Annotated in this window: 22 protein-coding genes; 8 read left to right on the forward strand and 14 right to left on the reverse strand. The window is 70.3% G+C overall.

Translation table 11 applies throughout. The features are described from left to right. Positions 1-26: 26 nt before the first annotated feature. Complete coding sequence (locus tag ACIBLA_RS05315) at positions 27-1,235, forward strand: MFS transporter (RefSeq protein WP_399197803.1); 1,209 nt, start codon at positions 27-29, stop codon at positions 1,233-1,235. Between the two features lie 73 nt (positions 1,236-1,308). On the opposite strand, the gene ACIBLA_RS05320 is transcribed toward ACIBLA_RS05315, so the two are convergent. From ACIBLA_RS05320 to ACIBLA_RS05340, 5 genes are all read right to left on the reverse strand, one after another. After that, entirely contained in the window at positions 1,309-3,198 is a 1,890-nt protein-coding gene (locus ACIBLA_RS05320; RefSeq protein WP_399197804.1) for a propionyl-CoA synthetase, read from the reverse strand. 122 nt (positions 3,199-3,320) lie between these two features. Next, positions 3,321-4,097, reverse strand: coding sequence for an SDR family oxidoreductase (locus ACIBLA_RS05325; RefSeq protein WP_399197805.1), 777 nt, complete (start codon positions 4,095-4,097; stop codon positions 3,321-3,323). A gap of 57 nt (positions 4,098-4,154) precedes the next feature. Next, positions 4,155-4,814, reverse strand: a complete 660-nt coding sequence (locus tag ACIBLA_RS05330; protein ID WP_399197806.1) for a GntR family transcriptional regulator — start codon at positions 4,812-4,814, stop codon at positions 4,155-4,157. 120 nt (positions 4,815-4,934) lie between these two features. Next, positions 4,935-6,548 carry a flavin-containing monooxygenase gene (locus ACIBLA_RS05335; RefSeq protein WP_399197807.1) on the reverse strand — a complete coding sequence of 538 codons (1,614 nt, stop codon included), beginning with the start codon at positions 6,546-6,548 and terminating at the stop codon, positions 4,935-4,937. Positions 6,549-6,630: 82 nt separating this feature from the next. Further along, a complete protein-coding gene (locus tag ACIBLA_RS05340) occupies positions 6,631-7,566 on the reverse strand; it encodes an alpha/beta hydrolase (RefSeq protein ID WP_399197808.1) in 936 nt (311 codons plus the stop codon). A gap of 215 nt (positions 7,567-7,781) precedes the next feature. Between ACIBLA_RS05340 and ACIBLA_RS05345 the strand changes: the two genes are divergently transcribed. After that, a complete protein-coding gene (locus ACIBLA_RS05345; RefSeq protein WP_399197809.1) occupies positions 7,782-8,600 on the forward strand; it encodes an SDR family oxidoreductase in 819 nt (272 codons plus the stop codon). Positions 8,601-8,664: 64 nt separating this feature from the next. Here ACIBLA_RS05345 and ACIBLA_RS05350 read toward each other — a convergent pair whose 3' ends face one another. From ACIBLA_RS05350 to ACIBLA_RS05370, 5 genes are read right to left on the reverse strand one after another with little or no spacing between them, the layout of a single operon-like run. After that, positions 8,665-9,876: an NAD(P)/FAD-dependent oxidoreductase gene (locus ACIBLA_RS05350; RefSeq protein WP_399197810.1), complete on the reverse strand. Its 1,212-nt coding sequence runs from the start codon at positions 9,874-9,876 to the stop codon at positions 8,665-8,667. Further along, the gene (locus ACIBLA_RS05355) at positions 9,857-10,921 is read right to left on the reverse strand and encodes an NAD(P)-dependent oxidoreductase (protein ID WP_399197811.1); all 1,065 of its coding nucleotides are present in this window, start codon (positions 10,919-10,921) and stop codon (positions 9,857-9,859) included. Before ACIBLA_RS05355 ends, ACIBLA_RS05350 begins: the two co-directional genes overlap by 20 nt. Further along, positions 10,918-11,757: an HpcH/HpaI aldolase/citrate lyase family protein gene (locus tag ACIBLA_RS05360; RefSeq protein ID WP_399197812.1), complete on the reverse strand. Its 840-nt coding sequence runs from the start codon at positions 11,755-11,757 to the stop codon at positions 10,918-10,920. The genes ACIBLA_RS05355 and ACIBLA_RS05360 overlap by 4 nt, the downstream gene beginning before the upstream one ends. A gap of 40 nt (positions 11,758-11,797) precedes the next feature. Continuing rightward, positions 11,798-13,039: a cytochrome P450 gene (locus tag ACIBLA_RS05365; RefSeq protein WP_399197813.1), complete on the reverse strand. Its 1,242-nt coding sequence runs from the start codon at positions 13,037-13,039 to the stop codon at positions 11,798-11,800. Positions 13,040-13,056: 17 nt separating this feature from the next. Next, on the reverse strand, positions 13,057-13,998 hold the full coding sequence (locus ACIBLA_RS05370) for a cyclase family protein (RefSeq protein WP_399197814.1): 942 nt from the start codon (positions 13,996-13,998) through the stop codon (positions 13,057-13,059). A 270-nt stretch (positions 13,999-14,268) separates the two neighbouring features. On the opposite strand from ACIBLA_RS05370, the gene ACIBLA_RS05375 reads away from it, so the two are divergent. After that, positions 14,269-14,460, forward strand: coding sequence for a ferredoxin (locus tag ACIBLA_RS05375; protein ID WP_399197815.1), 192 nt, complete (start codon positions 14,269-14,271; stop codon positions 14,458-14,460). A 14-nt stretch (positions 14,461-14,474) separates the two neighbouring features. On the opposite strand, the gene ACIBLA_RS05380 is transcribed toward ACIBLA_RS05375, so the two are convergent. Continuing rightward, on the reverse strand, positions 14,475-15,164 hold the full coding sequence (locus tag ACIBLA_RS05380) for a TetR/AcrR family transcriptional regulator (protein WP_399197817.1): 690 nt from the start codon (positions 15,162-15,164) through the stop codon (positions 14,475-14,477). 139 nt (positions 15,165-15,303) lie between these two features. Here ACIBLA_RS05380 and ACIBLA_RS05385 point away from each other — a divergent pair, with 139 nt between their 5' ends. Beyond that, the gene (locus ACIBLA_RS05385) at positions 15,304-17,658 is read left to right on the forward strand and encodes a transketolase-like TK C-terminal-containing protein (RefSeq protein WP_399197818.1); all 2,355 of its coding nucleotides are present in this window, start codon (positions 15,304-15,306) and stop codon (positions 17,656-17,658) included. A gap of 25 nt (positions 17,659-17,683) precedes the next feature. On the opposite strand, the gene ACIBLA_RS05390 is transcribed toward ACIBLA_RS05385, so the two are convergent. Together ACIBLA_RS05390 and ACIBLA_RS05395 are read right to left on the reverse strand one after the other, a co-directional pair. Beyond that, positions 17,684-19,231 (reverse strand): nucleoside hydrolase-like domain-containing protein, encoded by a 1,548-nt coding sequence (locus ACIBLA_RS05390; protein WP_399197819.1) that lies wholly within the window; start codon positions 19,229-19,231, stop codon positions 17,684-17,686. A gap of 112 nt (positions 19,232-19,343) precedes the next feature. Continuing rightward, complete coding sequence (locus tag ACIBLA_RS05395; protein ID WP_399197821.1) at positions 19,344-20,168, reverse strand: glycoside hydrolase family 3 N-terminal domain-containing protein; 825 nt, start codon at positions 20,166-20,168, stop codon at positions 19,344-19,346. Here ACIBLA_RS05395 and ACIBLA_RS05400 point away from each other — a divergent pair. From ACIBLA_RS05400 to ACIBLA_RS05410, 3 genes are all read left to right on the forward strand, one after another. Continuing rightward, on the forward strand, positions 20,134-20,460 hold the full coding sequence (locus ACIBLA_RS05400; RefSeq protein WP_399197951.1) for a hypothetical protein: 327 nt from the start codon (positions 20,134-20,136) through the stop codon (positions 20,458-20,460). The genes ACIBLA_RS05395 and ACIBLA_RS05400 overlap by 35 nt on opposite strands. A gap of 360 nt (positions 20,461-20,820) precedes the next feature. Then, on the forward strand, positions 20,821-22,278 hold the full coding sequence (locus ACIBLA_RS05405) for an MFS transporter (RefSeq protein ID WP_399197822.1): 1,458 nt from the start codon (positions 20,821-20,823) through the stop codon (positions 22,276-22,278). A 331-nt stretch (positions 22,279-22,609) separates the two neighbouring features. Further along, positions 22,610-23,671, forward strand: coding sequence for a LacI family DNA-binding transcriptional regulator (locus ACIBLA_RS05410; protein ID WP_399197823.1), 1,062 nt, complete (start codon positions 22,610-22,612; stop codon positions 23,669-23,671). Between the two features lie 69 nt (positions 23,672-23,740). On the opposite strand, the gene ACIBLA_RS05415 is transcribed toward ACIBLA_RS05410, so the two are convergent. Then, the gene (locus ACIBLA_RS05415) at positions 23,741-24,364 is read right to left on the reverse strand and encodes a TetR/AcrR family transcriptional regulator (RefSeq protein WP_399197824.1); all 624 of its coding nucleotides are present in this window, start codon (positions 24,362-24,364) and stop codon (positions 23,741-23,743) included. Positions 24,365-24,573: 209 nt separating this feature from the next. Here ACIBLA_RS05415 and ACIBLA_RS05420 point away from each other — a divergent pair, with 209 nt between their 5' ends. Further along, a complete protein-coding gene (locus tag ACIBLA_RS05420; RefSeq protein ID WP_399197825.1) occupies positions 24,574-25,986 on the forward strand; it encodes an MFS transporter in 1,413 nt (470 codons plus the stop codon). Positions 25,987-26,003 lie beyond the last annotated feature (17 nt).

A 26,003-nucleotide genomic window follows, 5' to 3' on the forward strand; every position in this document is an offset into this window, starting at 1 on the left:
GATTCGTCTGTTGAGGCCCTCCTGCCATGGATGCCGTGACGCGCCGCTGGCGCTCCGCCCTGTTTCTGTTCATGCTCGCCGCCGGCACCGGCATGGCCTCGTGGGTGGCCCGCACCCCGGCGGTCAGGGACGGGCTCGACGTCTCGACCGGTGCGATGGGGCTGGTGCTGTTCGGTCTGTCGACCGGCTCGATGGCCGGGGTCACCGCCTCCGGTCCCCTCGTGCGCCGTTACGGGGGCCGGGTGGCGATCAGCGCCGGTGCGACGCTGATCGTCGCGGGGCTGCTGGTCGTCGCCGCCGGCGCAAGTGCGTCGCTGGCGGGCGGGGTCTTTGGCGGCCTGGCGCTGTTCGGTGGCGGGATGGGTCTGGCGGAGGTCGCGTTCAACATCGAGGGAGCGGCCGTCGAGCGTGTCATCGGCCGGCCCGTCCTGCCGGTGCTGCACGGCTGCTTCAGCCTGGGCACCGTCGTCGGGGCGCTGCTGGGCATGGCGCTGACCGCCACCGGGTTCCCCGTCGGATGGCATCTGACGGCCGTCGCGGCCCTGATCGCCGCGGCCGCCGTGTGGGCAGTCCTGTCCCTCCCGCACGGCACCGGCAAGGAGGCCGCCCCCGTCACCTCCGGGCGGCGCAGCGGCCGGTGGGGGCAGCTGCGCGTGTGGCGGGACCGACGTCTCGTCCTCATCGGGGTGATCGTGCTGGCCATGGCCTTCGCGGAGGGAGCCGCCAACGACTGGCTGCCGCTGCTCATGGTGGACGGTTACCACGTCAGCGGCACCGTGGGATCGCTGACCTTTCTGGCCTTCGCCTCCTCGATGGCGCTCGGCCGTTTCGCAGGCGGGCCTCTCTTGGAGCGCTTCGGCCGGGTCCAGGTCGTCCGGATCAGCGCCGTGACCGCCGCGCTCGGTCTGGTGGTGGTGATCGTCTCGCCCAGCCCGGTGATGGCCGGCGCCGCCACCATCCTGTGGGGACTGGGCGCATCCCTCGGCTTCCCCGTCGCCATGTCCGCGGCGGGCGACCACCCGCACGACGCGGGGGCACGGGTCGGCGCGGTCGCCACCGCCGGATACGTCGCCTTTCTCGTCGGCCCGCCCGCGCTCGGCTTCCTCGCCGACCACATCGGACTCCGGCTCACGATGACGGTCGTCCTCGCCTTGCTGATCGTCGCCTCCACGCTGGCCGGGGCGCTCGACTCCGGCCGGCGCACCGACGCGGACGCACAGCCCGTTACGACGTGACGGGCGCCGATTCACCGATGCCGTCCCGGGGGCCGAAGGACACCCTGAACACAGTGCGAGGAGCCCCCGGCTGTCAGTCCCCTCGCAGCACCGAGCGGAGGGTGTCGAGTACTGACGCGTCGTCGATGGTGGAAGGCACTGGCTCGTCGAGGCCGTCGGCGATGCCGCGCATGGTCTTGCGCAGGATCTTCCCGGAGCGTGTCTTGGGCAGTGCCGGGACGACGGTGACCTCTTTGAACGAGGCCACCGCGCCCACCTGGTCCCGGACCATCTGGACGAGTTGTGCGCGGAGTCGGTCCTCGTAGCCGTCGGCGGACACGTCGATGCCCGCCTTGAGCACCACGAACCCCCGCGGCAGCTGTCCCTTCAACCGGTCGACCACACCGATGACCGCACACTCCGCGACATCCGGGTGCGAGGCCAGGACTTCTTCCATCCCGCCGGTGGACAGCCGGTGGCCCGCGACGTTGATGACGTCGTCGGTGCGGCCCATGACGAACACGTAGCCGTCTGAGTCGATCCGTCCGCCGTCGCCGGTCAGGTAGTAGCCGTCGTAAGCCGACAGGTACGACGCCACGAACCGCTCGTCGTCGTTCCACAGGGTGGGGAACGCACCCGGTGGCAGCGGCAGCTTCGCGACGAGGGCGCCGTCCTCGCCGGCCGGGACGAGCCCACCGTCGGCGGCGAGGACCTGGATGTCCCAGCCCGGCAGCGGACGGGTGGGCGAGCCCGGCTTGATCGGCAGCAGCTCGACCCCGGCCGGGTTGGCCACAACGGGCCAGCCGGTCTCGGTCTGCCACCAGTGGTCGATCACGGGGATGCCGAGCAGATCCGAGGCCCAGCGGTAGGTCTCCGGGTCGAGACGTTCGCCGGCGAGGAACAGATACTTCAGTCCGGACAGGTCGTAGCGCTTCGCCCAGCCCCCCTCAGGGTCCTCCTTCTTCAGCGCCCGGAAAGCGGTGGGCGCCGTGAACATGGTGCGCGCGCCGTACTCCGACGCGACCCGCCAGAACTGCCCCGCGTCGGGCGTGCCGACGGGCTTGCCCTCGTAGAGGACGGTGGTCGCTCCGGCCAGCAGTGGGGCGTAGACGATGTACGAGTGACCGACGACCCAGCCGACGTCGGACGCGGTGAAGATCGTCTGGCCGGGGCCGATGTCGTAGACGTGCGTCATCGACCAGGCCAACGCGGTCGCGTAGCCGCCGCTGTCACGGACCACGCCCTTGGGCCTGCCGGTGGTGCCGGAGGTGTAAAGGATGTACAGCGGGTCGGTGGAGCGCACCGGTACCGGATCGGCCGGTGACGCCTTCGCCATCGCCTCGGCCCAGTCCACGTCGTTCGGGCCTCGGTGGGCCTCGGCCTGCGGGCGCTGCAGGATGATCTGGGTGTCGGGCGTGTGCGCCGCGAGGTCGAGTGCCCGATCCAGCAGCGGCTTGTACTCGATGACCCGTCGGCCCTCGATTCCGCAGGAGGCCGACACGACGACCTTCGGCGCCGCGTCGTCGATGCGTACCGCGAGCTCCTTGGCGGCGAATCCGCCGAACACCACAGAATGCACCGCGCCGAGGCGTGCACAGGCCAGCATGGCGATCGCGGCCTCCGGGACCATGGGCATGTAGACCAGCACCCGGTCGCCGCGCTCGACGCCCAAGCCGCGCAGCACGCCGGCGAACCTCGCGACCTCGTCGCGCAGCCGGCCGTAGGTGTACGTCCGCTGGGTGCCGCTGACCGGGGAGTCGTAGATCAGCGCGGGCCGCTCACCGTGGCCGGCGTCGACGTGCCGGTCCAGCGCGTTGTGCGCCAGGTTGATCTCGCCGTCGGGAAACCAGCGGTAGAAGGGCGGATTCGAGGTGTCGAGGGCCTGCGTGGGTGCCCTGTGCCAGTCGAGTGCCTCCGCCGCCCGTAGCCAGAAACCCGCAGGATCCTCCACACCTGCGTGGAACATGTCTTCGTACGCGCCCACTTCTTCTCCCCACTTTGTTGGCTTGCGCGTCTCGGTCGCTGTCCGCGGCCGCCCGGACTGGCACACGGCAGGCCGGCCGGCTCCCCCACGGCCCGTGCCGGTGTCCGGCCCGGGCCGGGCGGTCACCAGGTGCTGTCGCCGCGGAGGGTGACGTCGCAGCCGCCGTCGGCGAAGATCGTCTGGCCGCACAGGTGTGTGTTCTCCGGTCCGGCGAGCCATGCCAGGAGGTAGGCGCAGGCAATCGCCGGCGCCGGACCGTTCAGCGGCATGGGCACCGCCTCGGCGAGCATCGCCCGGCCCTCTTCGGTGGCCAGGGTCGACTCGGTCATACCGGTGACGACGGTGCCCGGCCCGATGGCGTTGAGCGGGATGCCCGCGCCCGCCCATTCCGGCGTGACCGAGGCGTGCCGAAGCCACCGGGAGAAGGCCGCCTTGGACGAGCTGTAGATGAGGTGCCGGCTCTGTTCCGACTCCGCGAGTTCGTCGGCGCGGGCCAGGGCGCCCTGTTCGTCACCGGCGAGGGCGAGATCGGTCAGGGCGCTGTCCGTCGGCCACAGGCTGGCCATGGAGCTGACGCCGACCGCGCGGGGCGCCTTGGAAGCGGCCAGCAGCGGGCGGAGCCCTTCAAGGGTGGCGGTCATCCCGAAGTAGTTGACCGCGAAGGTCTGCGGCATGGGTGCCGACAGCCCGGCGACCGCGATGACCCCGTCCAGCGTGCCGCCGGAGAGCCTGTGGGCCTCCTCGACGAGACGGCGCCGGCCGGGGGCGGTGGCGAGGTCCGCTTCGATGTCGGCTCCTCGCAGGTCGGAGCCGATGACCCGGTCTCCTCGGTCGGCTAGGAGCTGTGCGGTGGCCCTGCCGATCCCGGAGGCCGCTCCCGTCACGAGATAGCTACGCATTCCATCTGTCCCTTGCTGGGTGAGGGACGTCGCTGTCGTGGCTGACAGGACGCCTGGTCAGGCTCTGTCGTCCGTGAGTTCAAGACCTTCGACCAGAGCACGGAAGTCGCGGTAGATCTCCCGGTAGCGCGCGAGCGCTACCGCCGGCTCGCCGCGTTCGAGCAGTTCGATCACTGCCCCGTACCCCGTGTGCCACAGGTCCCAGACACCGGAGTCCGAGGTCAGCGTGAGCAGCCGCAAGGCGCGCGCGACCACGAGGTCGAGGTGCGTCCGCAGCTCCTGGTTGTCACCGGCCTCGGTCATGACGACCGTGACCTCGACGGCGGCCGTCCCCGCGGTGGCGACGTCGCCTCGCTCCAGCGCGGCGACCGACTTGTCGAGCCGACCGCGCATCGAGGCCAGGTCCTGATCGGACAGCCGGGGAATGCCCCAGGCCGCGCCGGCGCAGGCGATCACTTCCATGACGTCGACAAGGTCGAGGGCGCTCTTGCGTGTCACCCGCGTCACCCGGCGGGACCGGGCCGGCCCGGTGCTGATGAGCCCCTCGGCCATGAGCTGTGCGACCGCCTCACGCACGGGGGTGATGCTGACCCCGAGCCGGGAGGCGATCTCGCTGTCCTTGACGACGGCGTCCGGCTCGAGTGCACCGGTGATGATCTCGTCCCGGAGCTGGCGCACGATCGCCTGGCCGAGGGTGGGAGGGGCTTGGAAGGGCATTGCGGTGTCTGCTCCTCAGTTCGGAAGGGTCGCGATTGTCGCACCGGGCCCCGGGGCCCGGCCCGGGCGCGGCCCCGCTGGGACCAGCATCTCCCGCCCGCACAGCGGCGATCGCACATATCAAGCCGCACCGCTGAACCGGAATCCTTCGTATCCCCGCTCGACGACGCCCTTGCAGTGCTCGCGGTAGGTGCCGACCCCGCCGACGTAGGCCATGAAGACCCGGGGCTTGCCCGGCACGTTGGCGCCGACGTACCAGGAGTCGGCGCTCGGGTAGAGCGTGGCGTCGGCCATCGCGGCCACGTGGGCGACCCACTGGTCCTCGGCCTCCTCCTGCGGTTCGACCGTGCCGTGGCCCTCTTCGCGCAGGTGGGCGATGAGGTCGCAGACCAGGTCGACGTGCTGCTCGATCGAGACGATCACGTTGGACAGCACCGACGGGCTGGAGGGGCCGGTGATGGTGAACAGGTTGGGGAACCCCGCGACGGTGAGGCCCAGGTAGGAGCGTGGGCCCTCGGTCCACTTGTCCCGCAGCAGCTGACCGTCACGACCGCGGATGTCGATGCGGTTGAGGGCGCCGGTGACCGCGTCGTAGCCGGTGGCGAACACGACGGCGTCCACGGGGTACTCCCGGTCCGAGGTCCGCACCCCGTCCGTGGTCAGTTCGACGAGCGGGGTCTTGCGGAGGTCGACGAGGTGTACGTGCGGTTCGTTGTAGGTCTCGTAGTAGCCGATGTCCAGGCACGGCCGTTTGGTGCCGAGCGGATAGCTGTACGGGCTGAGCGCCTCGGCGACCTCGGGGTCCGTGACCCTCTCGCGGATCTTCTGGCGGACGAACTCGGCGGCGGTGTCGTTGGCCTTCTTGTCGGTGAGCAGGTCGGTGTAACCGCCGAGGAGCGCGGTGAGCATGCCGCTGTCCCACGCCTCCTGGTAGTTGGCGGTCCGCTCCTCCTCGGACACCTCCAGCGCCGACTTGGTGGGGGTGAAACCGGTGGCCACGCCGTAGCCCGTGTTGCGCCCGGCCTCTCGGAAGCCGGGGTAGTCCGCCTTGACCGCGTCGATCACGTCCTGTCCGAGCGGCTCGTTGTAGGCGGGCAGGACGTAGGCCGGGGTGCGCTGGAAGACGGTCACCTCGGCGGCCTGCGCGGCGATCAGCGGGATGGACTGCACCCCGGACGAGCCCGTGCCGACCACCGCGACGCGCAGGCCCGTGAAGTCGACGCCCTCGTGCGGCCATTGTCCCGTGTGGTAGGTGGCGCCCTGGAAGACGTCGAGGCCCGGGACCTCGGGCAGTTTCGGCACCGACAGACAGCCGGTGGCCATGACCAGGAAGCGGGTGCCGACCGTCTCGCCGGAGTCGGTCGTGACCCTCCAGCGGCCGGTCTGCCCGTCGTAGTCGGCGGCGGTGACGCGCGTGCTGAGCGTGATGTCGCGCCGCAGGTCGAAGTGGTCGGCGACATGGTTGATGTAACGCAGGAGTTCGGACTGCGGAGGGTACTTCTCCGTCCAGGTCCACTCCTGTTCGAGCTCCGGGGAGAACGAGTAGGAGTAGGCCAGGCCCGGGATGTCGCAGCGGGCGCCCGGATAGCGATTCCAGAACCAGGTTCCGCCGATGTCGTCCCCGGCCTCGAACACCCTCGTGGTGAGGCCGAGTTGACGGAACCGGTGCAACTGGTAGAGGCCGGCGAACCCGGCGCCGACGACGACGGCGTCCACCGTACGGGAGTCATTCATGGGCATGTCCTTCACTGACGTCTGGTGGTGACCGCCGCGGTGCGGGGCGGCCGGGGAAACGGCAGGGCGGTGAGAGAAGCAGTCAGTCCGTCGCAGGGCCGGCAACGAGCAGGCCCGCGAGCTGCTCCACGACGAAGTCCATTGCGTCCGCCGCCCCGGGCAGGACGCCGACCATGCTGAAGAAGCCGTGGACCTGTCCGGTGAAGCGGCGGTGGGCGACCGGGACACCCGCGGCGCGCAGCTTCTCGGCGTACGCCTCGCCCTCGTCGCGCAGCGGGTCGTATTCCGCGGTGAGCACCACGGCGGGCGGCAGTCCGGACAGGTCCGCGGCGCGCAGCGGCGACGCATCGGGGTTCGTGCGCTGCTCGGGGTCTGCGTAGTGGTTCCAGAACCAGGCCATCGTGTCGCGGGTCAGGGTGAGTTGGTTGGCCGGGTCGGTGTAGCTGGCGTTGTCGAGGTCGCAGTCGGTGGGCGGGTAGGCCAGGACCTGCGCCGCGATCCGCGGGCCGCCCTCGCTCCTGGCCCGCTGGGTGACGACCGCGGCCAGGTTGCCGCCCGAGCTGTCGCCGGCCACCACCAGGGGCAACGGGGTGCCGCGCTCGGTGATCCGGGCGTCTGCCCAGCGCAGTGCGGCCCAGGCGTCACGGGGCGCTGTCGGATAGCGGTGTTCGGGCGCGAGGCGGTAGCCAACGGAGAGCACCTCGGCGCCGGTCCGGTCGGCGAGGGTGCGGGCGAGCGCGTCGAACTCGTCGAGCGTGCCCAGGGCCCAGCCGCCGCCGTGGAAGTAGACGATCACTGCGACGGGGTCGGCCGGGGTGTAGGCCCGCACGGTGACCGTTCCGGCGTCCACCGCGACCGCGTGATCACGTACGTCGTGGACGGCCGGCCCGGGCCCGAACAGCGCGCCCTGCGCAGCGGTCGCCGCCCGCACCTCGTGCGGTATCTGCTCATGAAGCGGCTTGGCACCGCCGGCAGCCATCGCCTTCAACAGGGCGGTCGTCGCCTCGTCAAGTGCCACTGTGCACCTCATCGTTGAGAGTCGTCATCCCCTCAGGAAGGGGCAGGCAGGACGTCACCATAAGCCGGTCCGAGCGAAAATGCATCATGCATTACAAGAGAAATGCATCATGCATCACGGCTCTTTCGCGGGAGATGGTCCATCAGCTGTGATGGCCACGGCGCGGACCGGCACGGCCGCGCCCCACGGGTTCGGCGTGAGGGAATGAGGGCAAGATGGCACGTGTGTACGTGGTGACAGGGTCGGCATCCGGTATCGGCGCCGCCACGGTCAAGCTTCTGCACGGTCTCGGGCATCGGACGATCGGTGTCGATCTGCGGGACGCCGACGTCACCGCCAATCTGTCCCGGCCCGAAGGACGCAGGCAGGCGGCGCGCGAGGTGATGGATCTCGCCGGGGGCACGATCGACGCGGTCGTCGCTTGCGCCGGCATCGCGCAGCCTGTGTCGGTGACGGTCTCGGTCAACTACTTCGGGGTCACGGAGCTGCTCGATCTGCTGCTGCCCGCACTGGAGAGGTCGCCGGCACCCCGCGTCGCCGTCGCCTCCTCCCTCGCGTCCTTGGGGCCGGTCTCGCCGGAACTCGTCGAGGCATGCCTGAGCGGTGACGAGAGCCGGGCCCTGGCGGTCGCGGACCAGGTCGTGACCGGCGGGCCCGAGGCGGGCATGCTGACGTACCTGTCCTCGAAGCGCGCGCTGTCGCGGTGGGTGCGGCGCGAATGCGTCGCATCCACGTGGGCGGGACGGGGCATCGCGCTCAACGCGGTGGCGCCGGGCACCGTCGTGACGCCGATGATGAGCCGGATGCTCGCCACCCCGGAGACGGTGGCCGCCGTGGACGCCGCCGCGCCCATGCCGCTGAACTACCATCAGCAGCCCGAGGCGGTCGCGCACTTGCTCATCTGGCTGACGAGCGAGGAGAACACGCACGTCACCGGCCAGACGGTGTACATCGACGGTGGAGCCGACGCCTCCTTGCGCGGCGACGACATCTGGTCCTGGGCGGACGCCCAGCAGCCGCCAACCGGCCCCTGACGCGGGGCTGTTGGTCACCCCAGAGGCGAACTTCTCTGCCGCGGACGAGTGTTGCCCGGGTGCCTCACGCGTGGGCCGCGGCGAACGCCTCCTCCCAGCTGCTGCCGGCCTGTACGAGCCGCCTGAACTGCAGCAGCAGACGGGGCCTGTTGATCGCGGCGACCGCGGCCAGGCGATCGCCGCGGCGGTACAGGGCCACCAGCCGTTCCTGTTCGGCGAAGTCCTCCAGGAGGACCACCTCGTCGTGGCCGGCCGGATCGCCGGCGAGCTGGATCTTCCGGTCGTACTGGTCGGACCAGAACCAGGACACCGGGTCGAACGGCTCACGGTGTCCGAGCAGCCTGCGGGCCGCATGCTCGCCCTGGCGGACCGCGTTGTCCCAGTGCTCGACCCGCACGTGCCGCCCGGAGCGGGCACTGGGCCAGCGCGCCACATCGCCGGCGGCGACGATGCCGGGCGCCGCGAGTCCGGTGCGGTCGCACAGCACCCCGTCGGCCAGATCGAGTCCGGAGCCCTCCAGCCACGCCGTCTCCGGCCGGACGCCGACCCCGACGACGACGAGGTCCGCATCGATCGCCGCGCCGTCGGCCAGCACCACCCGCTCCACCCGCTCAGCGCCCTCGAACCGGACCACGGTGGCACCGGCACAGACGTCGACCCCGCGGTCGCGGTGCAGAGCCGCGCACGCGCCGCCCACCGCCGCGCCCAGCACCCGGCCGAAGGGCTCCGGGCCCGCTTCGAGCACGGTGACGGCCAGGCCCCGCGCCCGGCACGCGGCCGCCACCTCGGCCCCCACGAACCCACTGCCGACGATCACGACCCGTCCCGGTACGGCGTCGAGCCCGTTGCGCAGCGCCAACGCCTCCTCGTACGTGCGCAGTTCGTGGATGCCCTCAAGCTCCGGCGTGCCGGGCAGCCGACGGGGCCGGGCACCGGTGGCGATGACCAGGCCGTCATACGGGAGCGTGGTGCCGTCGCCCAGCTCGATGCGCCGTGCCGCTGGATCGAGGCCGGTGGCCCGGACGCCGAGCAGCCACGTAGCGTCGAGCTCCGCGTCGGATTCATCGGTGAGGTCGGCGCGGTCCAACTCCCAGCCCGCGCTGAGCACTTGCTTGCTCAACGGGGGGCGGTCGTAGGGCCGGTGCCGCTCGGCTCCGACGACGGTCAGGGAGCCGTCGAAGCCCTCGCGGCGCAGCGTACGCGCGGCGTGCAGTCCGGCGAGCGAAGCGCCGACGATCACCACGCGGCGCGGCCGGTCAGCCTTCGGCGAGGCCATGCTCACGCATCCGCTGCGTATAGGCGGGCCACACCGCTTTGTTGACGAGACGGTGGGAGAAGCGGCCGCCGAGGACGGCGACTCCTTCCCGGGCGGTCTGCTCGGCCATGCGGGGCAGGAACTCGCGGGCCACGCCGCCGATGTGCGGGGTCAGCACGACGTTGTCCAGGCCGAGCAGCGGATGGCCGTCGGGCAGCGGTTCCGGCTCGGTGACGTCGAGGCCCGCTCCGGCGATCTCACCGTCGCGCAGTGCTTCGGTGAGGGCGCCGGTGTCGACGATGGGCCCGCGCGCACAGTTGATCAGCAGCGCGGTCTTCTTCATGAGGCCGAGCGCGCGGGCGTCGATCAGTCCTTCGGTGTCGGGGGTGTGCGGGCTGTTCACCGACACGATGTCGCTGAGGGCCAGGAGTTCGTCGAGGTCGTCGACGAGGCGGACGCCGTGCATGCCCGCCTCGACCGGGTCGAAGAACGGGTCGTAGGCGACGACGTCCATGTCGAATCCGCGCAGGCACTTCTGGGCGAGGCTGCGCCCGATGAAGCCGTAGCCGATGATCCCGATGGTCTTGCGCCACAGCACCGAGGGCATGAGCCCGGAGGCCAGCAGCTCGCCGTTGGAGCGCTGGTGGCCACTGGTGTGTGCCTCGCGGTCGGGCAGGGCGATGAGCTTCAGCAGCGAGAGCGCCATCCCGATCACGTGCTCGGCGACCGGGACATAGGCGGCGCCGGCGGCGTTGACCACGGGCACCGCGTGGGCGGTGGCGGCCTCCAGGTCGATCGCCTCCGCTCCGGAGGACGGGGTCATCACGCAGCGCAGCTTCTTGGCGCGTTCGAACATGTCGGCGGTGACCTGGCCGTAACCGAAGAGGCCGTCGATCTCCGGCAGCGCCTCCTCCAGCGCGGAGCGGATGGCCGCGTACGCCTGCGGGGTCTGGGTCCCGTAGGCGTCGGTGCCCCGCAGCGGCTCGATGAGTTCCACGTGGCCGGCGAAGGCCGCGGCGGCTTCCGGCTGGATGGCCGGGGCGAGGACGAACACCTTCGGGGTCATGCGTGGTCTCCGTTCATCAGGTCGCGCAGGGCGGCCAGGTCGGCGGCGGCGCCCGCGCGGATGTAGCCGGCATCGGCGCCGGCGGTCAGGAAGCGGTAGCCCGCCTTGATCGCTCCGGGCGCCATCGCGGTGCCGAACAGCGGCATCCCGACGGCGCACCCGTGGCGCGCTCCGGCCTCGACGATCTGTGCCATCGCTTTGGTCAACGTCGGTTCGGACAGGGTCAGATCGACCTGCAGGCCCAGCGAGAGGGCGAGGTCGACGGGCCCGATGAAGATGCCGTCGACACCCGGCACCGCCGCGATGGCGTCGGCGTTCCGTGCGCCTTCGGCGGTCTCGATCATCACGATGCAGAGCACCTGGTCGTTGACGGCGTCGGTGCTGCCGTACCGGGGGCCGCGTACCTGGCCGAACGAGCGGATCCCGGCGGGTGGGTAGCGGCACGCGGCCACCGCGCGTTCGGCGTCCTCGGCCGTGCTCACCATCGGCACCACCACGCCGGCCGCGCCCAGGTCGAGTGCGCGCATGGCCAGGGCCGGGTCGTTCCACGGCAGCCGGACCAGCGCCGGGGCCCCGCCGAGCTGGAGCGCGGGGAGCAGCGAGACCAGGCTGTCCATGGTCGCGGCGCCGTGCTGGGCGTCGACGAGGACGAAGTCGAATCCGGCGGCGGCCAGCGCTTCGGCCGCGGTGACGTTGGGGATCGAGCAGAAGACGCCGAGAGCGGGGCGCTCCCCCTGTGCGAGTTTCGCGCGCAACGGACTGGTCGGGGCGGGTGGGGCGGAGTGGGACATGGACGACTGCCTCTCTTCGGGGCGGCTCTGGGCTGTGCGAGTCATGGCTCTTGCAAGAGGTGGTGCGGAAGGGGCCCGGCTGTGGTCAACCGACGACGAGGGGCAGCCGGATGTGGCCGACTTGGAAGTCCGAGGGCGGCACGAGCGCCCGTGATTCGTCCAGGCCGAATGAGGGGATCCGGGTCAGCAACTCCTCCAGCAACACGCGGCCTTCGAGGCGTGCGACGTGGACGCCGATGCAGAAGTGCAGGCCGTGGCCGAACGCGAAGTGCCGCTTGATCGGCCGGTCCCACCGGAAGTCGTCCGGCTGCTCGAACTCCTGCTCGTCGCGGTTGGCGGCCGCGATGAGCAGGAAGAGGCGCTGGCCTGCTTGGATGCGGGCCCCTGCGATGTCGACGCTTCGGGTGGCGGTGCGTCCCACGTACTGCAGGGGTGCCCCGAAGCGCATCGCTTCCTCGAACGCCGGCGGGCAGTTCGCCGCGGGGTTTGCGCGTACGGCCGCCAACTGCTCGGGCCGCCGCCACAGTTCGAGTAGGCATCGGGCGACGACTTTGGGCACGGTCTCCGTTCCTCCGGAGACCACGGTGGCGAGCTGTACGGCGATCTGGTCGTCGGTGAGGGCCTCGCCGTCGATCCGCGTACGCAACAGCCCGTCGATGGCCGGGACCGGGTCTGCGTCCGGGTCCGCCCGGCGTGCGGCCACCGCCTCGACCAGCAAGTGGTGCAGGGCGTGGTGGGCCGGTCCGGTGTCCTCGGCGGGGCCGGGAGGCTTGCGCCGCAGGCTGGTGTTGACGAGGTCGAGCACCTCTGCGGCGCGGTCCGGCGCCAGCCCGACGATGCGGCAGATCACCCCCGCCGACACGAGCCCGCCGTACTCGGTGTAGAGGTCGAACTCCCCGTGCGGCACCAGCGCGTCGAGCCGCTCCCGCGCCAGCCCGCGGATCTCGTCCTCCCAGCGTGCGGCGGCGCGCGGCCGCAGCGACGTGCCGATGCCCTGGCGCAGTGTGGTCTGCACCGGCGGATCCAGCTGGGAGAAGGACGTAGCGGTGGAGAAGGTGCGCGGCGCGGGTGCGCTGCCGCCGTTGGACCGGGCGAGATCCGCGGGGTCGAACACCGGCCCGATGTCCATGGCGAACCGCTCCGGGTCCTCCCCCACCGCCCACACGTCCTCGAACCGGGACAGCGCCCAGGCGTCGTACTGCGGCAGCGGATAGGCGGGGTAGCGGCGGCGCAACTGTCGGTACAGCGCCGTCGGATCCCGCAGTGCCTCGTCCGAGTACGGGTCATAGGAGAAGTCCACGGGTGAGTCGATCGTCAGCAATGGCACAGTCGTCCCTTCCCGGGTCACAGCACAGCGATCGGATTGACCGGCGATCCCGTCGCCCCCGTGATAACCAGCGGGGCCACCACCACCTGGAACTCCCAGCGGCCCAACTCGCCGCAGGCGGAGGCGATGCCGCCCAGGTCGGCGTTGTCGATCAGAGGCAGCCCCATGTAGGGCAGGGCGATCGCGTGCAGGTGCAGGGCGATCGGGATGGGGCTCTCGTGCGGGTTCGGCAGGCCCTGGTCCTCGGTCGGCGCGTCCTGGAAGTCCCAGATGAGCAGCGCCGCCTCGGTGTCGTACAGGAACTCCAGGGCGGAGGCGTGCACTCCGGCCACCGATGCGAAGGCGGTCGGTCCGTCGGCCGCCGCCAGGAAGGCATCGAGCCCCGACCGGATGATCACGGCGTCACCGCTGCGGGGTTCGACACCCTGGGCCGCGGCGATGTCCGCCAGCTCCCAGCCGTGGACCGGTTCGCCCGCGGCGACGAAGTCGGTCCCGCGGTGGCGGGGCACGTCGTACAGGACGCCTCGGGTGACGATGCCGTCGCGCCAGTGGTCGATCGTCCCGCTGTGCTCGATGGGCATGCCATTGGGCCCGAGCCGTTTGCCGTTCCAGGTCCGCCCGTCCGGCCCGGCGATGTGGGCGAGGCCGTCGATGTGCGTATCGACGAAGCTGTGCAGGAACATGCCGAGGAAGTCGCCCGCACCCCGGGCGTGCGGCATCCCGACGAGATGCTGGGCGGGCCAGGGGTTGGCGGGACCCGGCCGGGTCTGGACGGGGCGGGCCATCGAGACGGCCCGTCCCTCGCGGACCAGTCCTGCGGCGGTGCGGCGCACCTTCTCGGTGATGTGGTTGAGCGTTCCCAGCTCATCCGCTTCGCCCCAGCGCCCCCAGTTCCCGAAGCGCTCGGGGTAGGAGGCGTACTCGACGGCGGTCGGCGGGGTGCGGTCAGCGAGTCCCACGTGGGTCTCCTCGTGTCGGCTCCGGTACGAGCGATGCGGCGGGCGCCCCCTGCGGCGGCGGATCGGTGCGGCCCGCAAGGTGCCGCGCGCAGGCCCCAATCACCCTTCACAGCACGGCTGTTGGGCGACGCCGCTCCTCGAACTCCGAGCCGAGAATGCCCCGAGGGATGCACACCCGTCAAGAAAAAAATGAAACGCCGTTGCAAAAATTACAGCGTCGGCGTTAGCGTCTGGACGCCCCGTTCATCGCTGTCGAGAAGGGAGCCGGTCTTGCGGACGGTCATCGCCTGGGACCTGTGTGAGGGAAATGGTGTCTGCGCCCTCGAAGCACCTGAGCTGTTCGAGATGAGCGACGACGACACTCTGATCGTGCTGGAGGAGAACCCGCCGGAGGTGATGCGCGACTCCCTCGCGGCGGCCGCACGGGCCTGCCCGAAACGGGCCATCACCATCGAAGGGTGAACCGCCGCCCGCGTTCAGTCGGCGGCGCGGTAGAGCGGCGGGTCGAAGACGAGATCGAGCAGGTTCGCGAAGTCCGTCTTCAGCTCGGCGAGCGTGCGCTGGCCGTGGACCCACCGCACCATTCCGCCGAAGGCGTGGGCTTCGATCATCGTGCGCAGCTTGGCGGCGTACTCCGGGTCGAGGTCGTCCATCGGCGCCCACTGGTGGGCCGCGAAGAGCGACGGCCGGTAGGTGCGCTGCAGTTCCTGCACCAGGGGGTCGTCGCTCGTCGCCGAGCGGAGCCATGCCTCCACCACGCGAGGGTGGGCCGCCCATTGGGCGGTCAGCCGCTCGAACTGGTACATGGACCGGCGGCGGAAGTCCTTCGTACCGCCGCGCGGGAGGCTGCGCACGGCGGCCCATTCGAACCATGCGCTCGTGGCCCTGAACACGAGGAAGTCGCGCGAGCCGAAGAAGCGGTAGATGGTGCCGAGGGCGATGCCGGCCTCGACCGTGTCGCGCATCTTGACCGCCTCGTAGCCGCCCTTGTTGGTGAGCCGCAGCACCGTGCGCAGCACGCTCGTGAGCCGTTCCTGCTGCCGCGGGGTGAGCTTCTTCGGCGGCTCGCCCTCGAACGCGGGGGCGAGCATGGCGGCGGAGAGATCGAAGCCGACCTCGTCGAACTGCGGGTCGGCATCGGCCCATCCGGCTGGGACTCGGCTCATCTCCCGGTGCCTCGCCTCTCCTGTCTCGGTCCGCCGCCTCGGCGCCGCCCGGCGGCCGGGCCCGGCACCACGGTAACCGCACCCTGTTCCGCCCCCGGCACCCAGGCCGGGCACCCCGCCCACGACGGAGGTATACGGGATGTTCCCGCAGTTGAACCCGATCGGCCCGCACACTGTCGACGCCGCGACGACGCTCGGAGGCGAAGAACTCGCCGTGTTGCAGGCCGTCGAGCGCCGGGTGCTCTGGCTCTCCACAGCGATCATCGACCACGCCAACCGCGTACGACCCAACCCTTCCGGGATGAAGGTCGGCGGGCACCAGGCGTCCAGCGCCTCCATGACGTCGATCATGACCGCTCTGTGGTTCCACACCCTGACCGCTCACGACCGGGTGTCGGTGAAACCCCACGCCTCACCCGTGCTGCACGCGATCAACTACCTGCTGGGCGAGTTGGCCGAGGACCGTCTGACGACCCTGCGTGCCTTCGGAGGGCTGCAGAGTTATCCGAGCCGGACCAAGGACCCGGACCCGGTCGACTACTCCACGGGCTCGGTGGGCATCGGCGCCACCGCACCCTTGTGGGGTGCCCTGGCCCGGCGTTACGTGGAGGGCCAGTTCGGCGGGGCGGGCACCGGGCGGCAGTACTCCCTGCTCGGCGACGCGGAGCTGGACGAGGGCGCGATCTGGGAGGCGGTGCAGGACCCGATGGTGTCCCGCCTGGGCGAGGCCGTGTGGGTCGTCGATCTCAACCGGCAGTCCCTGGACCGGGTGGTGCCCGGGAGCGCGGCGGAGCGCATGCGGGGCATGTTCACCGCGGCCGGCTGGCAGGTGCTCACCCTGAAGTACGGGCGCCTGCTGGACGCCCTGTTCACCCGGCCGGGCGGCGAGGCGCTGCGGGAGCGTCTCGATGCCATGAGCAACCTCGAATTCCAGCGCCTGTTGCGCTGCAGCGCCGATCAGTTGCGCGTGCGACTCCCCGGGGACGGACTCGATGCCCATGCGATCGCAGGGCTGGTCTCCTCCTTGGACGACGTCTCCCTGACGACGGCCTTGCGCAACCTCGGCGGTCACGACATCGGCGCGCTGGTGGACGCGTTCGGCGCGGTCGACGACAGCCGTCCGACCGTGATCCTCGCGTATACGGTCAAGGGGCACGGGCTGCCCACGGAGGGCCATCCGCAGAACCACTCCTCGCTGCTGACGGCGGATCAGATGCGGGAGCTGGCCGAGAGCCTGGACTTGGATCCGGCCCGCCCCTGGGCGTCCTTCGCGGACGGCTCGCAGGAAGCCGCTCTGTGCACGGCCGTGGCCCGGCGGTTGCGCAGGCCCGCGCGGGACGCGCAGCCCGTGCCCGCGATCCCCGCCGACCTGGGCCGTCCCGCTCCGACCGGGACGGGACACACCCAACAGGCCCTCGGGCGTACGCTCCTGGACCTAGCGCGCCGGGCGCCGGAAGCCGCGAACCGCATCGTCACGGTCTGCCCTGACGTCAGCTCCTCCACGAATCTCGGCGGCTGGATCAACAAGGTCGGGGTGTGGTCGCCACACGCGGGACCCGACTGGTTCGCCGACGACGCCGAGACGATCCTGCACTGGCGCGAAAAGCCGAGCGGCCAGCACATCGAACTGGGCATCGCCGAGACCAACCTGGCCGGCCTGCTCGGCGAGCTGGGTGCCGCCGGAAGCCGCTGGGGCCGGCCGCTGCTGCCGATCGGCGTCGTCTACGACCCGTTCGTCAACCGGGCCCTGGAACCCTGGTCGTTCGGGATCTACGCGGGCGGACGGTCGATCCTGGTCGGCACCCCGTCCGGCGTCACCCTCGCCCCGGAAGGCGGCGCACACCAGTCGATCACCACCCCGTCCCTGGGCATCGAACAGCCCGGCTGCGTCAGCTACGAGCCGGCGTTCGCGATCGACACCGAGTGGTGTCTGCTGTCCGCACTCTCCAACCTCGGGCGCCCCGAAGGGAGTTCGGCCTACCTACGCCTGTCCACCCGCCCGGTGGACCAGGCTGCGGCCCAGGTGCCGCGTGACCCGGCCGCGCGCGAGCGCCGGCGCCGCCAGGTGGTGGCCGGGGCCTACCGGCTGCACCGCACCGACGACCCGGTGGTGACCATCGCCGCGATGGGGGCCCTGGTCCCGGAGGCCCTGGCCGCAGCGCAACGCCTCACCGCCCTCGGACACGACGCCGACGTGGTGTGTGTGACCAGCGCGGACCTGCTCTTCCGCGCCGTGCAGGCCCGCCAGGGCTCGGCCCAGGGCCCGGCCTGGATCCTCGACCAGGTCTTCCCCGCCCGACGCGCCACTCCCCTGGTCACCGTCCTCGACGGCCACCCCCACACACTTGCCTTCCTCGGCACCGTTCAGAACACACCGACCACGTGTCTCGGCGTCACACACTTCGGGCAGTCGGGGTCGATCGAGGACGTCTACCGCTGCCACGGGATCGACACGGACAGCATCGTCGCTGCGGCCCTGGACCTGGTCGACTGATCCGGACTCCCCCTGCCCGCCCGTCTCAGGCGGTCACGTCAGCCGGCCGGACGGGGGCCTCCGCCCCGGCGTCGATCGTCACGATGACCCGCTGGTACACCTTTAGCGGCAGTACGGCGTCGTTGCACGCCTCGAGGATGAGGTGGAGGGTCTGCCCCGGTGCCGCCTCGCCGGGGATGCGCGCCGTCACCACCGGTGTGTCGGCATCCGTGAGTTCGACCTGCCCAGGGAAGGTGCCCGCCTCGCGGTAGTGCCACCACCGGCAGGACACCGTGCCGCCGTCCGGGTCGGTGACGGTCGCCGTCAGCACCAATGACTGGCCGGGTACCGCCCCGAGGTCCACGCCCGGTGCGACGGTCACGGTCGGGTGGTGACGCGCCTGCTCGAAGGCGGGGGTGACGCTCCAGCGCAGGCGCCCGGCGAAGTCGCGCTGGGCGTCCGCGAACCACCGGGTCACCCCGTACTCGTACACCTCGCTCTCGGTATCGAGGGGGTGGTCCTGCGCGCCCTTGACGCTCCACTCGTCCGGCCCGTCGGCGGTGGGGACGGCGCGGCCTCCCCATCCGCCGTAGCTGGGATGTTCGTGCCCCCGCAGCCCGTTGGCGAACAGATTCAGCATGTTCGTGGTGTCGCCCTCGGAGATCCACTCGCCGGGCGCCTGCACATCCGTCCACACGTTGAACCCCATCGCGCGCAGTTCGTCGGCCGAGTATCCGCTCAGGTGGAAGAAGTCCATGATGTCGCCGTCCACCATGCGCCGGCCGTCGCCCCACGTCCGGTAGAGGCGTCCCAGCGGGCCGATGGACGTCACGTGCTCGCGCATCCACTCCGCCCGCAGCATTTGCGCGTACTCCGGCAGCGCGAGCCGGCGCGCGAAGTAGCCCCAGGCCCAAGTGGCCACATCGACGACCCGGATGTCCGGCCAGTGCGAACGGATGTAGTCGTCGTACGTGGCGTCCTGCGAGTCGAACTTCGTGATGACGGCCTTCTCGGACACCTCCGCACGCACCCTCTCCCGGTGCGGTGTGCCTCGGTAGCGCTCCTCGATCGACAGGAGGGCGCGGGCGATGGTGCTCGTTCCCGCCCAGACCTGGAGGTGGACCGGGCCCGTCCGGTCGTCCAGCAGGGTCTCCTCGATCAGGCGGGAGCCGGGGGACTCCTCGGAGATGTCTCCCTCGAAGGAGACGTTGCCTTCTCGCACCACCGCGCGGAGGTCTTCCGGCGCTGGATAGCGCGGGTCGTGGACGACGAGATTGCGGTGCACCTGGGCGTAGGCGTCGAGGACGTCGTCGATGAAGCGCTCCCCCTTCGCCCATCGCCACGAGGACTGCGGCCGGTCGTACTCGCGGTCCGGCAGGAAGAACTCCGTTCCCTCGCCGTCGCCCTTCCAGTGGTAGCGACTGCTGGCGTAGATGAGTCCCTCGATGGCGAGTTCGTTGCTGTACAGCACAAGGCGGATCATCGAGTTGAGGTCGTCGAGCTCCGGATCCGTGGTGATGATCGTGCGCGGGCGGGGCGGTGTCGCGACCGGGCGTGCGGCCGGCTGGCCGTCGGGCCCGGTCGTGTTCACCATCGAGCGCTCCTTCGAACCCTGGTTACTTCTCTCACCGGATACTTCCTTTGCTTCGATACCCGAAGGTGTGGACGGCGGGGGCGGGCCCTCGTACGGGCAGGGGTGCTGGCCCTCAGCGCGCGACCGTGCGGACCAGGTAGGTCACGTTCTCGCGGAGCAGTTCGATCGGCAGCCGTCCCGACGCGACGGCCTCGACGATCGGGCGCGTGTGGGTGTCGTCCTGCCCGCCCGGCGTGATCCACGTGTTGCCGCCGAGCACCATGTCGACCACGTCGCAGGTGTCGTACGTGCTCCAGTCGGTTATGACCGCGCCGTCGAAGCCGAGCTCCTCGCGGAGGAATCCCTGGATGAGCTCCGGATCCGCCGCGGTGGGAACACCGTTGACGGCGTTGTAGGCCGTCATGACGGTCTTGGCCGGGTGGGTGCGCAGCGCGATCTCGAAGGCTCTCAAGTAGAGCTCGCGCAGGGCCCGCTCCGAAACGAGCGACTGGTTGCGTTTGCGCGCCGACTCCGCGTTGTTGGCGACGATGTGCTTGTAGCAGGCCCCGACACCGGTCGACGGGAGACATACGAGAGGCCGCGCGCCGCACGACGACCGGCTCGTCGAGTGTGAAGCGCCCTGCCTCCGCCGTGTCCGCACTGGACCGCCCGACGCGCACGACGTATGCGCCGGCACGGCGACATGGGCCGCGCTTCGCTCGTCCCAGCTCACGAGGGCGTCCGGGACGATGGTGAACATGAGTTCCTGTGTGTCGCCCGGGGCCAGCATTCGCGTCTTGGCGAAATCCGCGAGTTCGAGCGAGGGTTGCTCGATCACGCCGTCGGGCTTCGAGACGTATATCTGTACGACTTCGCGTCCGGCGACCGCGCCGGGTTCCTCCGAACTCCACCGGCCGCAGGACGTGGTCGAAGAGCTCGCCGTCGACCGCGACGACACCCGCCACCAAAGGGTCCATGGTTTTGGAGAAGGGGAGGGCCAGGGTGCCGCCGAACTCCCGGTCGAGCATGAAGAGGCTTCCCTCGGTGTCGTCGACGTCGACCTCCAGCATCGAGTCGTACGGCAGGAGAGCGGGCGGGTCCTCAGGGCCTCGAGGGATTGCCGACAGAGGGTCCATCAGGCGCAGGTGTCCTTCCACGTGGCCGGCGCGGAGCTGATCGGGCTCGGATCGCCGAGCTTCTTGGCGCGGACGGCCCGGTCGTTCGGGAACTCGGTGTCTCCGGCGCTCTAAGCAGTACCTACTCAAACTTTCGCGCGCAAGTACTTGCGCGCGAAAGTTGCTCTGCGTACCGTTCCCGCCAGTTGCAGGCGGAAGCCGCCCGCAAGAGCGGCGCAACCCGGCGTCCCTTGCACTGGCACCACGGCAGTCAACGAGCCGCGCAACCCGAACGCTCGCCGGAGCACACCCCCACGTGTGCGGGCGTCCCGCGCTCACGCGCATCACTTCTCGCCACTCGAAGCCCTCTGCCCTGCGGCGAATCAACACGCGCGGCACACCGGCCGCGTCGGCCGCTTCGACCTCCCTTCGCCGCGCAGGGGAGGAGACCGACGCCTTGCCGGACCTCACCCCTTGCACCGGGAGGACTCCCGCATGACCACGACTGCCAAAGCCCTGGAGAAGGACCGGACGACCTTCGGGCCCCGCCTGGTCATCCTGGTATTCGCACTGCTGTGGCCGGCCCAGCTGATGACAATGATCGGCCTGCTGTCCGGCAACGCCCAGGCGCAGATCGCCGTCCATTTCCACACGACGCAAATCGCCTGGTTCACCCTCGTCACCACTCTGGTCGCGAACGTCTGCACACCGTTCGTCATCAAGCTCGCCGACATATACGGCAAGCGGCGCATCATGATCGTCATCACCACGGCTGGCATGATCGGCGACCTGATCGCGGCGGTGGCCCCCAGCTACGGCCTCCTGTTGCTGGGCCGCGGCTTGGCGGGCCTCTATGGGCCGATCAGCGTGCTGATCTACGCGCTCGCCCGGGATCTCTTCCCGCCCCGCCTCGTCGGCGTCATCAGCGGCGTCATCGGCGGAGGCTTCAGCCTGGTCGCCGTCGGCGGCCCGTTCCTCTCGGGCTGGCTTCTGGACGACTACGGATTCCGCGGTGCGCTCTGGTTCCTCGTGTTCGCCACCGCCCTGAGCCTGGTCCTGCTGCTCTTCTTCGTGCCGGAGAGCCCAGTCCGCGGCGAGCGCACGCGCATGGACTGGGCCGGCGGATTCCTCCTGGGCGGTGGCATGGCCGCTCTGGTCTACGGGATCGGCAAGGGCGCCGCGTGGGGCTGGGCCAGCGGGAAGACGATCGGGTTCCTGGCGGGGAGCGTCGTCGCCCTCGTTCTGTTCGTGGTCGTCGAGAGGATCGTGCCGCATCCGATGTTCGACCTTCGCATGCTGAGCAGGCGGAAGGTCTGGACGGCGCTCCTGGCCGCATCGATCCTCTCCGCCTCCATCTTCTCGGCCGGAGTGGTCTCCCAACTGCTCGCGCTCTACCCGAAGATCCCCAATGTGTCGGCCGGTCTGGGTTTCTCGGCGACCAAGGTGGCGGTCATCGGAGTTCCCTCCAGCATCTTGATCCTGATCTCCGCGGTCGCCGCCGGAGCGCTCGCCCGGCGGGTCGACGTCCGGTGGCTTGTGGTCACGGCAGGGGTGTGCGGCTGCGGGGGGCTGGTGCTCATGTCGCAGTTCCATCACACCGTCACGCAGATCATCCTCACCGGCATACCGTTCGCCATCGGCATGGGCTTCACGGCCGCCCTTGCGCCCATCCTGATCATCGGGGCGGTGTCGCAGAAGGAGCACGCCCTCGCCAACGGCATGCAGGGCATGGTCCAGGGAGTCATCTCCGCGGTGGTCGCCCAGCTCGTGTTCGTCCTGATGGCCCAGAGTGGTTCCGTGGTGCAGGGGACGCAGTTCTACAACGACCAGAGCTACACCCGCGGGTTCCTGCTGCCGGTGGCCTTCGTCGTGGTGGGTATCGTCGTCGCACTGCTGATACCTCGTCCCACCAAACTCGATGAGGTCGAGGCCGGCGCCGCTGCGGTGGTCTGACAGCGTTCGTCTTCTGCGGGGCGCCGCCTCGCGCAAAGCGGGCCGACACGAGCGCCCTGCAGCTCACCGCTCCTGCACTGCCTGCCGGCTATGCAGCGCGGCAGCAGACTGTGTGCTCCGGGTCCGTGAGGCCCTGAGGGATTCGGGAGCCCATGGTGTTCGGCCGACCGCCCAGGTCCTGTCCTGGCACGGCCATCCGCCGCGTTGCCGCATCGACCGAGTAGACCCACTACGAGGCCGATCCGGCGCCTTGCGGCTGACCGCACCAGGACGCCTCGCTACCGGGCAAACCTTGGCTGACGCGGCACTAAGATGGCCTCACACCCGGAACTTGCGCGCACAAGTCGCACGCACCTCCGACCCGACGATGGGAGCCGATGTGACCGGCGGCAGGCCGACGCGGCGCGTGACGGCGGCGGACGTCGCAGAGGCACTGGGAGTCTCCCGAGCCACGGTGGGGTACGTACTGAACAACACACCGGGGCAGACGATCTCCGCGCAGACCAAGAAGCGGGTCCTGGCCGAGGCCGAGCGCCAGGGGTATCGGCCGCACCGAGCAGCGCAGACACTCGCCCGCGGCCGGACCATGGTCATTCTGCTGGTGCTGCCGGATTGGCCCGTCGGCCCGGTTGTCCTGCGCAACCTGGACAGGTCGGGCCAGGCACTCGATGCCGCCGGATACTCCCTGGTCACCTACGTCCGGCACGACGGCAGCCGGGCCCGACCGCTGTGGGAATCGCTGATTCCCGACGCGGTCGTGAGCTGGACGCCACTCACCCCCGAGGAACGGGCCTCCATGCGAGCCGCAGGCATCACCAGAATCCTGCCCGGCCACGAGAAAGAACGCGCCGCCCTTGACTCGCCGTCAGCCACCGCCGGAGCCCGCCTGCAAGTTGAGTACCTGCACGCCCTGGGGCACACGAGACTTGCCTTCGCCATGCCCACGGATCCCCGCCTCGCCCCCCTGAGTATGGGGCGCGCCGCGGCGGCGGGCCAAGCAGCCAAGAAGTTGGGCCTCGAGCTCGTGGACACCAAAGCTGTCGACTGCCGAAGCGGCAGTGCCGTAGGAGCCGTCAAGGACTGGCGCCGGGCCGGCGTCACCGGCGTCGTCGCCTTTCACGACGAGATCGCCGTCACGATCGCGGCAGCCGCCCAGCGGTCCGGCCTGTCCGTACCCGGCGACCTCTCGGTGATCGGCCATGACGACAACCCGGTTACGGAGATGGTCCATCCCACGCTGTCCAGCGTCCAGATCGACATCGTGGGCCTCAGCCGCTACTTCTCCGAACTGGGCAGGTGTCTGGCCGAGGACCGTCCCCTCCCAGAGATGATGCCGGACATCCATCACACGGTCGTGGCGCGGGAATCGACTGCTCCCCTGGGCAGGGGATGACAGCCTGCACGGGGCTCAAGGCGGCGGGCCGGGACCCTCAAGCGGTCTGAGACGGGGGAAATCGGTCCTCTACGCGCCGCTCGTGGACAGGCCAGGCACGAAGGACTCCAGGAACCGACGAAGGATGACCGCGCTGTCGACCGCATAGCGGTCGTAGACCCACTGCAGCTGAAGGCCGTCGCTCAGCGCGACGAACGCCGCGCCCAGTTCCTCGTCACTCAGCGGGGACTCCAGCTCGCCCGCGCGCCGCAGCGCGGCGAAGGACATCGTCGCGAACCGCCGGACGAGTTCGTACCGGTGCCGGTAGTGCTCGTGCGCCGGATGTTCGGTGGCTGCCGCTTCGGCGGAGAGGATGCTGTGCAGTTCCACGACGCCGGGCTCCCGGCTGTCGGAGGCCACGACATCCAGCATCCCGAGCAGGGCGTCAAGTCCCGGTGCCGACGGGATCCGCCGGGTGTTCGCCTCTTCGCGTTGCTCCAGGACGGCTGCGAGCAGATCGGACCTGCTCGCGAAGTGGTGGACGAGACCGCGCTCACTGATACCGGCGCGCTCGGCGATCTCCTTCATCGTGGTCGCTCGGTATCCCGAACCCGCGAAGACCACTGTGGCGGCGTCGAGGATGCGCTGCCGGACACGTGCTGTCTTGGCGTACGGGCCTCGGACCCGAGGTGAAGCGGCAGAAGTCGTCGTCATCTTTCTCCTCCTCGTCGGTGGCCTAGATGAAACTACCATTGCGGCGCGATTTTCAGGCTGTTACGGTTCGGCGAAAATCGCGTTGCAGCGGCATTTTGGGTGCGGCGGTCGAGGAGGATCGGATGGCACACAGCGACTCTGAGGAACGATCACACTCCCACGTCGTCCCGGAGGATGGGCAGCGGGGGGAAGCCGCCGCAGTGACCAGCATGACGGTGACCACCGCCGAACCCACCACGCCGGGGATGTCCCTCCAGTACCTGCGCGGGCGCCCATGGCGTACCTACGCGCTCCTGTACGCTCTGGCGCTCGCCGCCCTCTCCGCCGTGTGGAGCGGCGTCTCCGGGATCGTCCTTCCCAACCACATCCAGGACCTCGCGTTCCACGCATGGTTCACGGGCGGCGACGCCCACGTCGATCTGCAGCAGTTGAACGACCTCAAGACGGCGATCGAAAAGGGAAGCGTCTCCGCGACTCCGGAACAAACGCGCCTGCTCCGCCTCCTGAGTCAGTTCGATGCCACCCGTACCACTGCCGCGGGCGTCATCAACGCCGTCGCGGTCATCTTCGTCGCGTTCGCGCAGCCAATCGCCGGGGTGCTCTCCGACCGCACACGCTCGCGGTTCGGACGGCGGGCCCCGTGGATCTTCTTCGGGGCGGTCACCGGAGCCGTGACCATGGCTCTCGTGCCGCTTGCGCCCAACCTGGCCGTCCTCGGTCTCCTCTGGGTCGCCGTGTCGGTGTTCTTCAACGTCGCCCAGGCGCCGCTCAACACCACAGTCGCCGACCGCATACCGGAGGAGCTGCGAGGGAGAGCGTCCTCGGCCGGCGGGATGGGCAACTTCCTCGGCGGTCTGGCCGGCGCGGTCGGCGCGGCCGCCTTGTACTCGACCTTGGGGTTCGCGGTCTACCCGGTGTTCGCGGCGGTGACCGTCGCCTTCCTCGTCATGTTCGTGATGATCTTGCGTGACCGCTCGTCCCTGGACCTCTCCGTCCCGCGGCGCGACGCGCGCAAGACCGTCGCCGGCTTCCTCGTGCCGCTGCGGAACCGCGACTTCCGATGGGTGTGGACTGCCCGGGTCCTGCTGATGTTCGGCTACACCGTGTCCTCCGCGCTGAACTTCTTCATGTTGCAGAGCTACGTCCAGCCGGCACTGAGCCAGTCCCAGGCCACGACCCTCACACCGATGCTGGCGATGGCGGGCCTCCCCGGGACACTCGTCGCGATCGCTCTCGCCGGGCGGCTGTCCGACAGGATCGGCCGACGCAAGCCCTTCGTCGTGGTCGCGTCGGTCCTGATGGCGGCCTCGATGCTCGCCCCTCTGGTGTCCCCGACTCTGCCGGCGCTGTTCGTGCAGACGATCCTCACGGGATTCGCCTTCGGTATCTACCTTCCTGTCGACCAGGCCCTCTTCGTCGAGGTACTGCCGGATCCCGAGAACGCGGCGGGCCGGGACCTCGGCGTCGCGGCGCTGGCGACGAACGTGGGCCAGGCCCTCGGCCCCGTCCTCGCGGGCCAAGTCGTCGCCCTGAGCGGCTCCTACCGACTGGTCTGGCCCGTGGCCTGCGCCCTCGTGGGGATCGCGGCCCTCGCGATCCTCCCGGTGAAGGGCGCCCGGTAGGCGCGGCCGCCTCTTCA

This window comes from Streptomyces sp. NPDC050433, from assembly GCF_044458565.1.
Taxonomy (GTDB): Bacteria; Actinomycetota; Actinomycetes; order Streptomycetales; family Streptomycetaceae; genus Streptomyces.